The 14,702-nt window shown below is 48.9% G+C and carries 14 protein-coding genes; 5 read left to right on the forward strand and 9 right to left on the reverse strand.

The window, feature by feature from the left end:
- Positions 1–41 precede the first annotated feature (41 nt).
- The 4 genes from hemE to ubiM all read left to right on the forward strand — a co-directional run bounded on the left by hemE (position 42) and on the right by ubiM (position 6,849).
- Positions 42–1,112, forward strand: a complete 1,071-nt coding sequence (gene hemE, locus HMPREF3144_RS07275) for a uroporphyrinogen decarboxylase (RefSeq protein WP_070477211.1) — start codon at positions 42–44, stop codon at positions 1,110–1,112.
- An 88-nt stretch (positions 1,113–1,200) separates the two neighbouring features.
- Positions 1,201–3,405, forward strand: a complete 2,205-nt coding sequence (locus tag HMPREF3144_RS07280) for a primosomal protein N' (RefSeq protein WP_070477213.1) — start codon at positions 1,201–1,203, stop codon at positions 3,403–3,405.
- 34 nt (positions 3,406–3,439) lie between these two features.
- On the forward strand, positions 3,440–5,557 hold the full coding sequence (locus HMPREF3144_RS07285) for a UvrD-helicase domain-containing protein (RefSeq protein ID WP_070477215.1): 2,118 nt from the start codon (positions 3,440–3,442) through the stop codon (positions 5,555–5,557).
- A gap of 95 nt (positions 5,558–5,652) precedes the next feature.
- On the forward strand, positions 5,653–6,849 hold the full coding sequence (gene ubiM / locus HMPREF3144_RS07290; RefSeq protein ID WP_070477217.1) for a 5-demethoxyubiquinol-8 5-hydroxylase UbiM: 1,197 nt from the start codon (positions 5,653–5,655) through the stop codon (positions 6,847–6,849).
- Here the strand turns inward: ubiM and HMPREF3144_RS07295 are convergent.
- Positions 6,835–7,449: a tRNA 5-(aminomethyl)-2-thiouridylate-methyltransferase MnmM gene (locus HMPREF3144_RS07295; protein ID WP_070477219.1), complete on the reverse strand. Its 615-nt coding sequence runs from the start codon at positions 7,447–7,449 to the stop codon at positions 6,835–6,837. The genes ubiM and HMPREF3144_RS07295 overlap by 15 nt on opposite strands.
- A gap of 89 nt (positions 7,450–7,538) precedes the next feature.
- On the opposite strand from HMPREF3144_RS07295, the gene HMPREF3144_RS07300 reads away from it, so the two are divergent.
- Positions 7,539–8,084: a copper chaperone PCu(A)C gene (locus HMPREF3144_RS07300; RefSeq protein ID WP_070477221.1), complete on the forward strand. Its 546-nt coding sequence runs from the start codon at positions 7,539–7,541 to the stop codon at positions 8,082–8,084.
- A gap of 42 nt (positions 8,085–8,126) precedes the next feature.
- On the opposite strand, the gene HMPREF3144_RS07305 is transcribed toward HMPREF3144_RS07300, so the two are convergent.
- The 8 genes from HMPREF3144_RS07305 to ybgC form a co-directional block, all read right to left on the reverse strand.
- Entirely contained in the window at positions 8,127–8,924 is a 798-nt protein-coding gene (locus tag HMPREF3144_RS07305) for an alpha/beta fold hydrolase (protein ID WP_083290420.1), read from the reverse strand.
- 17 nt (positions 8,925–8,941) lie between these two features.
- Positions 8,942–9,607, reverse strand: coding sequence for a tol-pal system protein YbgF (gene ybgF / locus HMPREF3144_RS07310; protein WP_018025504.1), 666 nt, complete (start codon positions 9,605–9,607; stop codon positions 8,942–8,944).
- 200 nt (positions 9,608–9,807) lie between these two features.
- Entirely contained in the window at positions 9,808–10,293 is a 486-nt protein-coding gene (pal, locus tag HMPREF3144_RS07315) for a peptidoglycan-associated lipoprotein Pal (RefSeq protein WP_018025505.1), read from the reverse strand.
- 303 nt (positions 10,294–10,596) lie between these two features.
- Positions 10,597–11,880, reverse strand: coding sequence for a Tol-Pal system beta propeller repeat protein TolB (gene tolB / locus HMPREF3144_RS07320; RefSeq protein ID WP_036556810.1), 1,284 nt, complete (start codon positions 11,878–11,880; stop codon positions 10,597–10,599).
- 77 nt (positions 11,881–11,957) lie between these two features.
- Complete coding sequence (gene tolA / locus HMPREF3144_RS07325; RefSeq protein WP_070477225.1) at positions 11,958–13,100, reverse strand: cell envelope integrity protein TolA; 1,143 nt, start codon at positions 13,098–13,100, stop codon at positions 11,958–11,960.
- Positions 13,101–13,111: 11 nt separating this feature from the next.
- Complete coding sequence (gene tolR, locus HMPREF3144_RS07330) at positions 13,112–13,552, reverse strand: protein TolR (protein ID WP_036556808.1); 441 nt, start codon at positions 13,550–13,552, stop codon at positions 13,112–13,114.
- A gap of 1 nt (position 13,553) precedes the next feature.
- Positions 13,554–14,243 (reverse strand): protein TolQ, encoded by a 690-nt coding sequence (gene tolQ, locus HMPREF3144_RS07335; protein ID WP_018025509.1) that lies wholly within the window; start codon positions 14,241–14,243, stop codon positions 13,554–13,556.
- A gap of 5 nt (positions 14,244–14,248) precedes the next feature.
- A complete protein-coding gene (gene ybgC / locus HMPREF3144_RS07340; RefSeq protein ID WP_018025510.1) occupies positions 14,249–14,689 on the reverse strand; it encodes a tol-pal system-associated acyl-CoA thioesterase in 441 nt (146 codons plus the stop codon).
- Between the last annotated feature and the right edge of the window lie 13 nt (positions 14,690–14,702).

The following is a 14,702-nucleotide window of genomic DNA, read 5'->3' on the forward strand; positions in this document are numbered from 1 at the left end:
CCTATCTGCTATCCCTCTTTAACTGATTTTCCGGAGGTTTTATGTTTCCCACCTTAAAAAATGATGTTTTCTTGCGTGCTTTAAAGCGTCAAGCCGTTCCTTATACACCCGTGTGGTTGATGCGCCAAGCAGGCCGTTATCTGCCAGAGTATCGTGAGTGCCGCGCCCAAGCGGGTTCATTTATGGGTTTAGCCTCTAATCCTGAGTATGCTTGTGAGGTGACCTTACAGCCGATCCGTCGCTTTGATTTGGATGCCTCAATTTTATTTGCCGATATTTTATTAATCCCTGACGCCATGGGTTTAGATTTGAGCTTTGTCCAGGGTGAGGGGCCTAAGTTCGCTAATCCGGTGGATAGTGAGCAGCGTGTAGCTGAATTGCAGACACCCGATATGGAGAAGTTGCGCTACGTTTTTGATGCGGTCACTTTGATTCGTCAGGAGTTAGGCGGCAAGGTACCTTTAATCGGCTTTGCCGGTAGTCCGTGGACGGTTGCTTGCTACATGGTTGAGGGTGGTTCTACACGTGAATACCGCAAGATCAAAACCATGATGTATCAGCGCCCTGATTTGTTAAAGCAAATTCTTGAAATCACGGCCACTGCCACGGCGGTTTATTTGAATGAGCAGATTAAGGCGGGTGCGCAAGCGGTGATGATTTTTGATAGCTGGGGTGGTGTTTTACCTGACGGATTATTCCAGCAGTTTTCTTTAGCCTATACGCAAAAGGTAATTGATCAGCTAAATCGTCAGCATGAGGGCGAAGATATTCCGGTGATTGCCTTTACGAAGGGCGGTGGTTTGTGGATCAAAGACATTGCCGCCACCGGTGCCGATGCAGTCGGTTTGGATTGGACGATGAGCCTAGCTCGCGCACGTCAGGAGACGGGTGATAAGGTTGCCTTACAGGGTAATATCGACCCCATGGCTTTATTTGGTAGTGAGGAGAGTCTGCGCCAAGAGGTACGCCGCGTCATTGATGATTTTGGTCCGGTAGGCCAAGGTGGTCATGTGTTTAACTTGGGTCATGGCATTTCTCAATTTACTAATCCGGAGCAAGTGGCAGTATTAGTAGACGAGGTGCATAATCACAGTAAGCAGTATCACAACTAAGACGTTTTTGTTGTTAGTGTCAATGACGTGTCATCGGAGCCCATTGTCTACGGATTAATGGGCTTCTTTTAACTGGAGAGCATCATTTATGCAGCGGCCTTGGGTGCGCGTTGCCTTGGCTTTGCCAATGGCTGATTCATTCGATTATCGTCTAGCAGAGGGGATGCAAGCGATGATTGGTCAGCGCGTGCGTGTGCCCTTCGGCGCCAAGGAGCTGATTGGCTTTGTGATCGAGCGGCCAGAGCAGCCTGCGTATGAGGAGTCGTCAATCAAGGAGGTGTTGGAGGTCTATGATGATTTGCCGCCCATGCCGACGGATTGGCTGGATTTCGGTCGTTTTGCTGCCAGTTATTATCAGCGCCCACTGGGTGAGGCATTACTATCCACTCTCCCCACGCCACTGAAAAACCCTAAGGCCTATACTGGTGCCCGTGCTGCCGGTGGACCGGTACAGCGGCTATTAAAACGTCAGGCTTCGGCTGCTAAAAAGGCCGCCAAAGCAGCGGCAAAAGAGCGTCAACAGGCGGAAGAGGATGGAACTGACACCGCCGTGTCGAGCCTAGGCCAGTCTGCAGAAGTAGCGGAGACCGAGTCGCCTCAGCGTCCGCAGTTATCTGCGGCACAGCGCACTGCTTTTCAGCATATCACAGCGATTGAGGGCTATAGAACGGTGTTACTGCATGGGGTGACCGGTAGTGGTAAGACCGAGGTGTATTTGCACGTGGCTGAGCATATATTGGCGCAAGGCAAACAGGTGATGATATTGGTGCCAGAGATTAATCTGAGCCCTCAATTACAAGCTAAGTTTCAAGAGCGATTTCCACATGAGCAGATAGCTATTCTGCACAGTAATTTATCTGATGGTGAGCGTTTGGCAGCTTGGGTGGCGGTGCAGACGAAGCAGGCGGGCATCATCCTCGGCACGCGTATGGCGATTTTTGCGCCGGTGCAAAATCTCGGTTTGATTGTGATTGATGAAGAGCACGACGCCTCCTATAAGCAATTAGACGCCTTGCGTTATTCGGCCAGAGACTTGGCAGTGTGGCGTGGACACCAATTAAATATTCCAGTGGTCTTAGGCTCTGCTACGCCATCCCTGGAAAGCTGGCAACATGCCAAAGAGGCGAAGTACGATCTTTGCAGCTTGCCTGAACGGGTGGGCGCCTTGGCCTTTAAACCGAGTTTTGAGTTTATCGATACACGCAAAACGCCTTTAGTGGAGGGCATTAGTCAACAGATGTTGGACGAGATTCAGCACTGTATTGAACGAGGTCAACAAGCATTGGTGTTTATTAATCGGCGTGGTTTTGCGCCGGTGTTGCATTGCCCTACCTGTGCTTGGAATAGTGAGTGCAGCAGATGCTCGGCTTTTATGGTGATGCATCGCCTGCCGAGTGGTGGTCACGGCACTAAGCGCCACAATGGACCTCCTACTTATCAGTTGCAATGTCATCATTGTGGTTTGCAGCGACGTCCGCCTAGCGCCTGTCCGGACTGTGGTAATACAGATATCCAGCCCTTAGGACGCGGGACGCAAAAGGTGGAAGAGTATTTGCGGCAGCAGTTTCCCGATGCTAGGATTCAACGCATTGATGCCGATAGTACCAAGCGTAAGGGACAGGCTGAGGAGCTTTTTAATCGGGTGCATGAGGGCAAGATCGATATTTTGGTCGGCACACAAATGGTGTCCAAAGGGCATGACTTCAAAAATCTTAATTTAGTGTGTGTATTGAATGCGGACGCTGGGCTATACGCACACGATTTTCGCTCCTCAGAGCGACTATTTGCGCAGTTATTGCAGGTGGCGGGTCGCGCCGGACGTCACTTGCCCGGGGGCAAGGTCTTAATTCAAAGTAATGAGCTCAATCATCCACTCTATCAAGCCTTACAAAGGCAGGATTATGAACTGTTTGCCGAGCATACGCTACAAGAACGACGTCTGGCGCAGTTGCCGCCGTTTTCCTTTCAGACCCTAGTAACGGCAAGTAGCAAAGAAATTGAAAGATGCTTAGCATTTTTAGAAGAAATTAAAGCCATTGTGTTGGCTGAAGACTATGCGGATGAGCCAGCTTATCAGCACTTACGCGAGCTACAAACGGGAATCCGTTTCTATGACCCCGTGCCTTTACGGATTGTGCGAGTGTTTCATATGGAGCGAGCGCAGCTGTTAATTGAGTCAGCCTCGCGCGCCAGATTGCAGCGTTTTTTACCCTATTGGGCTGAGCAGATTGCAAAAATCGCTAAAAAGCATCGGCTAAAATACGTGATTGAAGTCGATCCGCTAGAGATTTAAGCTTATGTTGAACCACGCACGTGATTAATTCAGTATGTCTCATTCTACTCATCGTCAATCTTCAGAGCACAGTATGGGCTTAAATGCCATGCAGTTGGAGGCGGTCAAGTATTTGGACGGTCCTTGCTTGGTCTTAGCGGGAGCGGGTAGTGGTAAGACTCGAGTCATTACCCAAAAAATTGCTTATTTAATTAATACTTGCGGCTATAACGCGCGTGGCGTGTTGGCCTTGACCTTTACTAATAAAGCAGCAAAAGAAATGATGGAACGGCTAAAGTCTTTAGTCGAGCCAAGCTTAATTCGAGATCTGACGGTTTGCACCTTTCATGCTCTAGGCGTGCGCTTTTTAAGAGAGGAGGCGAAGTTTGCCGGTTTAAAGCGAGGTTTTTCAATTCTAGATGCTACCGATGCAGCCGGTATTATTCAGGAAATGCTGAGTACCACCGACAAGGGGCGGATTCGGGCAGTACAGCAAGTGATTTCACTGTGGAAAAATCAGCTGATTCTACCTGAGCAAGCAGAAAACTTAGCGCAAACGCCGGATGAACAGGATGCAGCCAGACTGTATCGTAGTTATGAAGCGACCTTAAAGGCCTATCAAGCGGTGGATTTTGATGATTTAATCCTTTTGCCAGTACTGCTGATGCGCGAGCATGAAGAGGTGCGAGAACGTTGGCAGCAACGCATTACTTATTTACTGGTGGATGAGTATCAGGACACCAATGCCTGCCAATACAAATGGCTGAAGTTATTAACGGATTTTCGTCAGCAATTTACCGCCGTGGGCGATGATGATCAAGCTATTTATGCGTGGCGTGGTGCCACGGTTGAAAATTTATCGCGCTTATTGAGCGATTATCCTAAGCTGAAGTTAATTAAACTGGAACAAAATTATCGCTCAGTAGGACGCATTTTAGAAGCGGCAAATAATGTGATTGCCAATAATCCTAGCGTTTTTTCTAAAAAGCTTTGGTCCTCATTTGAGGAGGGATCGCCGGTGCAAGTGGTGGTGATGGATAATGACCAAGCCGAAGCCGAAACCGTTGCCATGCGGATTACCCAAGCACGTTTTCAACAGCGTGCCGACTGGAAGGATTTTGCCGTGTTGTACCGTGGCAATCACCAAGCCAGGGTGATTGAACAGGCCTTTAGGGAAATGCATATTCCTTATGTGTTGACGGGTGGGCAAAGCTTTTTTGATAAGGCCGAGGTGCGGGATATCTTGGCTTATTTACGTCTGTTGGTTAATGAGGAAGATGATCCAGCTTTTATCCGCGCCGTTACTACCCCTAAGCGCGGTATTGGGCAAGCGACCTTGACCGGCTTGGGCGAATTGGCTGCTGCCAAGGAAATTAGCTTGTATGAGGCGATTTTTGAAGATGAACTGATAAATTACATCAATGAAAAGCAGCTTCAAGCTTTGAGAGCCTTTGCCCATGTGATTGAAAGTATTCGTTGGCAGGCTAACCGTGGACGTGCCCCTGCGCGGGCGGTCGATTTGCTGAGTAATCCAGCGTTGTACCGGAGTGAGGAGCGTAAGGCGCCCGAGCTATTAGATGAATTAATGCGTTTTATTGATTATGAGCGTTATTTATACGATAGCTTAGAAGAGCGTAGTGCCTTATCGCGCTGGCAAAATGTCCAAGAGCTCTTGAGCTGGCTAAAAACCAAAGCTGTTGAGGAGGAAATGGATTTATTGCAGTTGGTGCAACGCATTGCCCTCATCACCATGTTGGAGCGCAGTGAGGACGAAGAAGAGATTGATGCGGTGAAGCTTAGCACCATTCACGCCTCCAAAGGCTTGGAGTACCCTTATGTGCATTTAATCGGCACCGAAGAGGGTTTATTACCGCATTTGGGCAAGGATGATGAATACGGCGACCCGAATAAGGAGGACGGCGGTTACAGTGAACGCATTCAAGAAGAACGGCGCCTGATGTACGTGGCCATTACCCGAGCACAGAAGCATTTGACCGTAACCTGGTGTAAAAAGCGCCGTCGTGCGCGCGAGGATATAATCTGTGAGCCATCGCGCTTTATTGCCGAAATGGGATTAGAGAGTGGCGTCGCCATTGAAAAGGATCCCTTTCAGGGGATGTCGCCTAAGGAACGTTTAGCGCGGCTACGCGACATGTTGACGCAAAAGAAGTAGCTTATCACGGGGTCGATTGTGCCCTTAGCGGTGCAGCCTTTGTTAAACTCATAGGGTAATAACAGGCTCTATGCAGAAATAATAGGATTTTGCTTATGCAGGAAAATCAATTTGATAGCGATATTATTGTGATTGGTGCGGGTCCCGCCGGCCTTAGTTTTGCTCGCGGCGTGGCGCCCACTGGCTTAAAAGTCACCTTGATTGAGAAAAGCTCTGAGTCCGTTTTGGCTGATCCGCCCTATGATGGTCGTGAAATTGCCTTAACTCACACCTCGCGCGAGATTATGCAAAAGCTGGATATGTGGCAGCGGGTTGATGAAAAATCCATTTACTTCTTGCGTGAGGCGCGGGTATTGGATGGTGAGTCTGATTACTCCTTGACCTTTCCGCATCCAAAGCGGGTGCGCGGTCGTGAAATTGATACTTTAGGCTATTTAATTTCCAATTACAATATCCGCCGTGTTGCCTATGAATCGCTGCAGGGTTTTGACAATATCACTTTTCAGACCGGCTTGGGTGTGACGCAGGTCACCACTGGTACTGATAAAGTCACAGTGACCTTAGAGGATAATCGCGTACTGACTGCGCGCATGTTAGTTGCAGCCGACAGCCGTTTTTCTAATACTCGTCGTCAGCTAGGCATTGCGACCGATATGCATGATTTTGGGCGCACTGTGATGGTGTTCCGCACTGAACATACGGTGCCCAATCATGAAATCGCATCGGAGTGCTTTTTCTACGGACGCACCTTGGCCTTATTGCCCTTGGGCGACCATATGACAAACTGTGTGGTGACCATTGATTCGCATCGAGCGCAGGAGATTTTGAGTCTTAATCGCGAGGAGCTGGCCGCTGAGATGATGCGTATGCTGAATAATCGCTTTGGTAAGATGAAGGTACTGAGTGATGTGCATACCTATCCTCTAGTCGGAGTGCATGCGCGTAGCTTTGTGGCGCAGCGTAGCGCCTTAATCGGCGATGCCTCCGTGGGTATGCACCCGGTCACTGCGCACGGCTTTAACTTGGGTCTGGGCGGCGCTGATATTTTGGCGACAGTGATTAGTGAAGCCCATACACGGGGCGAGGACTTTGCCTCTGAGGCGGTGTTAAAGCGCTATGAGCGCAAGCATATGCCACACACCCTGTTTTTATTCCATGGGACCAATGCCATTGTTAAGCTCTTTACCAATGAGCGTGCACCGGCTCGATTGCTACGCTCGGCCGTGGTGCGCTTGAGTAATAATCTACCGCCGGTGAAGTTCTTTATCAGTCGTCAATTAACGGGTTTTTAGTTTTTCCACGGCTAAGACGTAGGGGGCGGGTGCAGCGGTATTTTCAAATTGATAGCGTAGGCTTCGGTAGCGCTCAGTATCAAGCTCGCGAATCCACCGATCCAGGGCTGTTTGCTCATCACGGCCCTGCGCATGCCCCGGATAGACCACCACAATCAATACGCCACCTTCTTTTAATAGCTCTAGTGCTTGTTCAATAGCGCTTAAGGTGGTCTCGACCAAGGTGGTAATGGATTTATCCTGTCCTGGTAAATAGCCTAGATTAAAAAGCACCACGGCGACCTCAGTTTCCACTACCTCCTGCATCAACTGATGCCCACATAAATGCAATTGACAGCGCTCAACTAATCCATGCGCTTCTAAGCGTGCTCTGGTGCTTTGGAGGGCTTGTGCTTGTATATCAAAGGCGTGCACCAGCCCCTCAGGCCCTACCCACTGGGCTAACTTCACTGTATCGTGACCATTGCCCATGGTGGCATCAATCACCGTGTCGCCGGGAGCTATCGCCCGGGCGGCTAAGCTATCGGCAAAATGGATTATCTGAGGCAGTATAAACGGACCCCTGCTGCGACGAGGTGTAAGCGCTTGCTTGCTAGTCATTATCAATTTCTTTATGTTGTGCTTTTTTGGTCTTAGCGATAATATTACAATGTCACATATAGTTTAGCTAAATTTTTAAGGAGAATAACATGTTAAAAGTTAATAAGTTGAAGCTGAGCGCAGCAGCTGCCGCTCTGTTGACCTTTAGTGCGTGTGCTGTTGGTCATGGTAATCATGATCATGGACATGGTCATGGTCATGATATGCATCATGGTGGGCATTCCATGGCTGAGTTCACTGGCAAAGAAAGCACCTTGGATAGCGTAGAGTTTAGCCGTTGTTGGGTGCGTTTAGTGCCTGAGCGTCCTTCAGCTGCCTATTTTGAGCTAAAAAATACTGGCTCTGAAACGATTACTTTAATTGGTGCCCGTGCTACGAATTTCCACGATGTGATGCTGCATCAGACAGTGGTTAAGGATGGTAGCAGTAAGATGATCAACCTTGATAAATTGGCGCTTGAGCCCGGGCAAACGGCGGTGTTCAAGCCCAAGGATAATCACGTGATGCTAACAGCTGATTCTGCCGATGTGGTCAAGGTAGGTGACAAAATCAACTTGGAGTTTAAGTTTGAGGGTGACAAGGTCGCTACCACTGAATGTGTGGTTAAACCGATTAATGCCATTTCTTTTGATTAATTCATGGCGTTAAGGCAGGAGGCGATTCCTGCCTTATTTTTTCTAATCAAGTCCTAAATGTGTCAATACTGCCTGATTAAAGCGTTGCGGCATCGCCAGATTCATACCGTGCGTGGCATTTTCTAGGATATACACGGCGGCTTCAGGCCAGAGTGCACTCAGTTCACGGATGATATGTGGAAAGGGTGCCGGACTCTGAGCGCCGCCGATTAAGCTGATCTGGAATTGAGCCAAGGGGGCTAGCGCTTCCTTATCAAATAGCACCGCTTGCTCATACTGTTGCAATTCTAAGGTATTGGCATTGTTACGAACCATGCGCTTAAACCAAGGAACCATCTTGGCCCAAGTGCCTTCACCACTCACCGCATCAATAAAGATTTCTAGCCCCTCATCAACCGCACCCGATTGAATTAATTGCAAAGCCGAAGCCTTCCAGTGGATACCCTCTTGGAGCTCTTGCGGATTGCGCAAGCCCGGGTCGGCCAGAATTAATGAGGCGATATGCTCAGGCGCCTGTTGGGCCATACGTACGGCAACCGCAGCCCCTCTGGAATGACCGAGCAGATGCGCTTTTTCAATTCCTAAGTGCTGTAGTAAATTGAGCAAATCGGCAGCATGCTGCTCTGCACTGAAACTGATGGCTTCAGGCTCATTAAGCGGCCAATAATGCCTTAAGCTAGGGATAATTAGACGACATTTAGCGGCTAAAGTAGGGGCTTGGAAGCGCCAATAGCGGTAGTCGCAAAGTGAGCCATGGATAAGTACCAAGGTCTGACCCTCGCCCTCATCAATAAAGGCTTGGGTCAGACCGTTAATTGATTGTTCTTGTAATTCGGACACTGGAAAAATCAGGCTAATTAGTACATTTTTAAGCGTTCTTGGGCAGTATCGGCTGCAGGCGAATTAGGGTACTGCTGAATCACGCGCTGTAGGGTTTGCTTAGAACCCTCGATATTATTCAGCTCTAATTGACTGCCGGCAACAACTAATAAGGCATCACCCGCTTGTGGATCCTGAGGATAGCTGCTGACCATGCGCTCTAAGCGGCTGATTGCGCCTTGGAAATCACGAATAGCGTAATAGCTGCTGCCCTCATAGAAGCGTGCAGCCGGTGTTAAGACACTGCGTGGGTAGGCACTGGCAAAGTTGTTTAAGGCATTTGCCGCCATCTCGTACTCGCCCTGACGGAATAGGTTGATCGCATTATCATAGTCATGCTGCTCATTCGGATCACCTACTTGCGGGTTAGGTCCAAAATCGTCATAGTTTTGCTGTGAAGAAGCTTGCTTCGCTGAATGGTCCAAGCTCTCTAACTGACCGCGTAACTGCGCGATCTCCTTTTGTAAGGCCTGAATCTGGTTGGATAACTCTAAACGTGATAAGCCGGCCATTTTTAATTGTGAGCGCAGCTCTAAGATGGCGCGTCTCGCATCCTCATCTTCAAAAGCCATCGCCGGACTGCTAAAACCGGCACCTAAAATAGCACTGCTGAACACTAGTAAGGAGAGTTGACGTTTAAACATGCTTTACATTCCTTGGTGGTTTATCGTTTTAAGTCGTAAAAGTTGGCTTGTGCTTAGAAAAAGCTACTCTTTATCCTACAGCAATAAGGCTGTTTTGTGATTAATGACTTGTTGCTGTTTGTTGCAAAAATAATGCCACAACTATGGAGTTGCGGCATTATGACAAGCTCAGATCCGAAGATCACTGAAGATCATCGATCCTAGCGGATGTAGTTGATATCCGCGCGACGGTTTTGAGCGTGAGCTTCTTCAGACCAACCCTGAGCGATAGGACGCTCTTTACCGAAGCTGACAGCTTCGATTTGAGCACCGTTAACGCCACGGTTAACTAATTGCTGAGCAACGGCGACTGAACGACGCTGACCTAAGGCTAAGTTGTACTCAGAAGAACCGCGGGCGTCAGTATTACCCTCAATGCGGATGCGCTGCTGAGCGTTAGCAGATAGGTATTGAGCGTGCATTTGTACTAATGGTAAGTACTGCTCTTCAACATTGTAACGGTCGAAACCGAAGAATACAGAACGTTGTTGAGCTAATGGACTGTTAGGGTTGAATGGATCCATTACAGCACCAGTCTGTGCGCCAGTTTGACCTGTTGTGTCAGTGGTTGTCTTGGTGGAGCTACACGCAGCTAGAGTAGCAGCTAAAGCAGCAATAGCAAATGTTTTAACGATACGAGATTTCATCGGAAAACTCCTAGTTTTTGATTAAATAAAATTTTTATAATTGCAAACCATATGGTAGCAAAGCTCGAAGACAGCTCGCTAACTCCTCGTGTGAGAACTTACTCACCGCCTTCCCCAAACGCTGGATTATGCTGTAGAGTGCGCACTACCTCTTAAATTAAAATATAACAGGTTTAAAGCATTAAGTGGCGTAAAACCTGCAACAAATTGCGACTCGATGCAAGTTATCAGCGAATGTGTTAGCAAAATATGACAGTTTTATCACAAGACGTATTAAAAAGCTTGCGCTATATCCGCTATTGCTTAATCAACAAATGGTCCCCAGGCGGCACTACTGATGCTGCCAGATGAGGTTGGGATAATTTGTTGATTCGTGCCATCCACATTCACTAAGGCTAAGTTTGAGCCAGAGACGTAAAGAATCTGTACACCATTGGCCGAGAAGCTGGGCGATAAATCGTTAGGGCCACGGGTTAGCAGTTGGTCACCACCGCCGCCTAAATTGGTGAGAGCGATTGAATACGCGCCACCTCGCATACTGGAGTTAACTAGTTTTAAACCGTCTGGTGAAATGGCACCGGAAACGTTTTGTGAACCGTTAAAAGTGATTCGGCTAGCACCGCCACCACCTAGGCCAGCACGATAAATCTGCGGGCTGCCACCGCGGTCACTCGTAAAGATAATGCCGCTGCCATTTGGGAAGAAATACGGCTCGGTATCAATTTCTGGTGAATCGGTGATTTGACGGGCACTATCACCACCATTAGCACTGATTAAGAAAATATTAGAAAGACCACTACGACTGAGTGCAACCGCTAATTGGCTACCGTCTGGTGACCATGCCGGGGCACTGTTATTGCCGTGGAAATTAGCTGCAACCGTACGACCGCCAGTGGCAAGATTTTGTACATAAACTACCGGTTTACCTGTTTCAAAGCTAACATAGGCTAGCTTTTGGCCGTCCGGAGACCATTTGGGCGAGATAATCGATGAGTTGGAGGAGGCGACAACTTGAGCGCCTTGACCATCGGCGTCAGCCACATAAAGCTGGTTGCCTGCAACATAGGCGACACGCGTTGAGAAGATACCGCGCACACCGGTTTGATTTTCATAAATTGCATCAGCCACACGGTGAGCCTGACGGCGTAGGTTACTGCCAGTCACTGATTTGCTTTCAATGGTGCTCTGCTGCGTTGGATCGACGAGTCCGTAATTGACCGTAGTGCCGGTGCTAGAACCATAGGCTAAGGGCGTGGCGATTTGGAGGGCATTAATCGCATCCCAGTTAGGTGTGCCGGCTGAGTCTGAGGTCACGGCCTCCACTCGATTAACTTCGAACTCACCTGAGCGCGTCAAGTCAGCTGCCACAATATCAGCAATTTCCTTGCCATTAGGGCCGGTAAAGTCAGCGACGGTAATTGGGAATTTGAAATTTTCCTGACCGCTGGATTGCAGCGGTACATAGAGTTGCGCCTGGGCAGCACCGATGCCTAGACTTAGCGCAACAGAGGTCACCAGGCTACCGACGAGGCGGTAAGCAGTTGAGCGCAGACGGTTAGTACTGCGTGGAAATAATGCTGAAGTCATAGCAAACCATCTCCTAGATAAATGTCTTTGATAAATTGATCAGTTTTATTAAGTTAACATAAAAAGCTGAAGCCACATTAGCGGACGTAATTAAAGTGTCCAGTAAACTTCGAGCTACGAATTGCCGCTGGGTAGTTTTGGCAAGCTTTAAGCGCATTAACCACGGCATTGTCAAAGGCTGCGTTGCCAGAACGACGGGTGATCCGTGCATTCGTGGCTTTTAAATTGGCATTAATCGTCACTTCGTAGTGCGCCGTTAAGCGCTGCGCGCCGCCATAGCGTAATAATGGCTGGACACAACGTTGAATCGCCTGAATCACGGCGTTATTACCACCGCCACCGCCACGTTGGTTTTGTGCATTGCGGCCGCCTTGAATGCCGGCGATGCTATTGATATCACCGCGCATGGCACCGCGTACATCGGCTCCTTGACGATTGGCTTTAGCCTTGGTTTCAGCTGCGGCACGGGCGTCAGCAGCGGCTTTGGCGGCAGCCTTTTTCTTGGCTTCTGCCTCGGCTAAACGTTTTTTCTCAGCGGCTGCCTTACGCTCTTGCTCTTCTTTTTTACGTTGTTCCTCTTGGCGCGCGAGTTCTTGCTTGCGCTTTTCTTCGGCTTCGCGTTTTTTGCGCTCCTCTTCCTGTTTGGCGAGTGCTTGTTTACGCGCTTCCTCTTTTTTGCGCTGTTCTTCCTGCTTAGCCAGCTCTTCTTTGCGTTTGCGCTCTTGTTCTTCTTTTTTGCGCTGTTCCTCTTGGCGCGCGAGTTCTTGCTTGCGCTTTTCTTCGGCTTCACGCTGCTTGCGTTCTTCCTCGCGCTTTTTCTCTAAAGCAATCTCAGGATCTTCCTGTGGTGCTGGCGGAGGCGTTGCCGCGACTGGCGGAGTCACCGCAGGCTCTGGTTCGGGTGCAGGGGCTTCAGGTTCCGCTGCGGGCTCCGGTTCTGGTTCAGGCGTAGGCTCCGGTTCCGGGTCGACTTCGTCCTCATTGACCGTGTCTTCGTCGGCCGGGTCCATGGTGGCTGTTTCAGTGGGCGCTTTAAGAATCTGCTCAGTACCCTCAGCCCAGAGTTCGAGTTGAATTGGTCCTGCCGCTTGCTCAGGCTTTAAGAACAGGCTAGCCACAATCAGCACAATAATAGCTAAGTGAAACACCAAGGAGCCAATCAGGCCCTTGGTATTATCACTATTTTCATAGTACTCGTTAGGATTCTCAAACTTAATCATTGACTATTAAACTATTTTTTGCTGCTTTGATTTTGATTGACCATCAGAGCCAAACGAGTGACGCCGTTAGCACGTAAGGTGTCCATCACTTGCATCACTTCTTCATAGGCAATCTTGCCGTCCGCGGCAATCACCACTGGGGTGTCGGGCTGTTGCAATAACATTTTTACCTCATCCAGTAGCGCCTCTTTGGGGATATCCTGAAAATTAGCGCCGGCATTACGCAGACGAATACTGTAAGCACCGTCTTCTGCAATCTGAATCTCAATTGGCGTGGCCGGTACCTCGGTTGCTTGACCGACTGAAGGTAAATTCACGACCCCCGGCGTAATCATGGGCGCCGTCACCATAAAAATAACTAATAGCACCAGCATGACATCAATGTAGGGGACGACATTAATTTCATTTTTACGGCGTGAGCCGCGCTGGCGGCGTCGTTGATATGTTTTCATCTTAGCGAAGCTGGCGTTGTAAAATATTTAAAAGCTCATCAGAGAAACTGTCGAAGCGACCGGCGAGAATATCATTTTGAGTACTGAAGTAGTTGTAACCCAACACGGCTGGAATCGCCGCAAATAGACCGATGGCCGTGGCAATCAAAGCCTCAGCAATACCCGGTGCAACCGCTGCCAGGGTGGCATTTACCGCCGTTGATAAGCCGATAAATGAATGCATAATACCCCACACCGTGCCGAGTAGACCGATATAGGGGCTGACCGAGCCAGTAGAGGCTAAAAAGTTAAGCTTAGCGTCTAAGCTATCAAGCTCGCGCTGTGTGGTAGCCTGCATGGCACGATGGGTGCCGTCGATGATACGCTCACCATCAGTCTGACCACTGCGGCGATGACGTAAAAACTCAGTCATGCCAGCATTAAAAATGCGTGCGAGCGGGCCACTTTGATCTAAATCCTTGCTCACTGATTGATGGAGGTCTGAGAGCTCCTTACTTTGCCAAAAGTGACTTTCAAAATCACGTGTTTGCTGCAAGGCACGTTTAACCTGTAGGTACTTGCTGATCATAATGGCCCACGATACAACGGAGGCAATGACTAAAATCAGCATAATAATTTGCACAGGCAAACTAGCATTAAGAATTAATGAAGTAACGGACATGGAGGTGTCTGAAGTTTCGATCGGTGGCATAGCGATTAATTATCCTGAACAGAAAGAAATAAACTACGAATATCAGCCGGAATGGGTGCCGGTTTAAAGCTTTGGGTATCGACACAGCAGATCTGGATAGAGCTTTCGACCAAGATCTCGCCATTTCGTTCCGCGATTTGTTCAAAAGAGCAGGAGGAATTACCAACTTTGCTCAATGTGGTGTTAATTTGCAGTAGATCATCAAGCCTTGCGGGGCTGCGGTAACGTAGCTGAGTACCCACCACCACAAAGATGCGTTGTTGCTCCTCGGCAAGTTGCGCTTGATTGACGCCTAAGTTACGTAACCATTCAGTGCGCCCGCGCTCGAAAAATTTTAAATAGTTTGCGTAAAAGACTACGCCCCCAGCATCGGTGTCCTCATAATAAACCCGAACCGGAAGGATAAAGCGTTTGCTCTCGTCCTGATGCGCTTTGGTATCGTTCATAAATAATTAGGAT

This window comes from Oligella sp. HMSC05A10, assembly GCF_001808335.1.
GTDB lineage: Bacteria > Pseudomonadota > Gammaproteobacteria > Burkholderiales > Burkholderiaceae_B > Oligella > Oligella urethralis.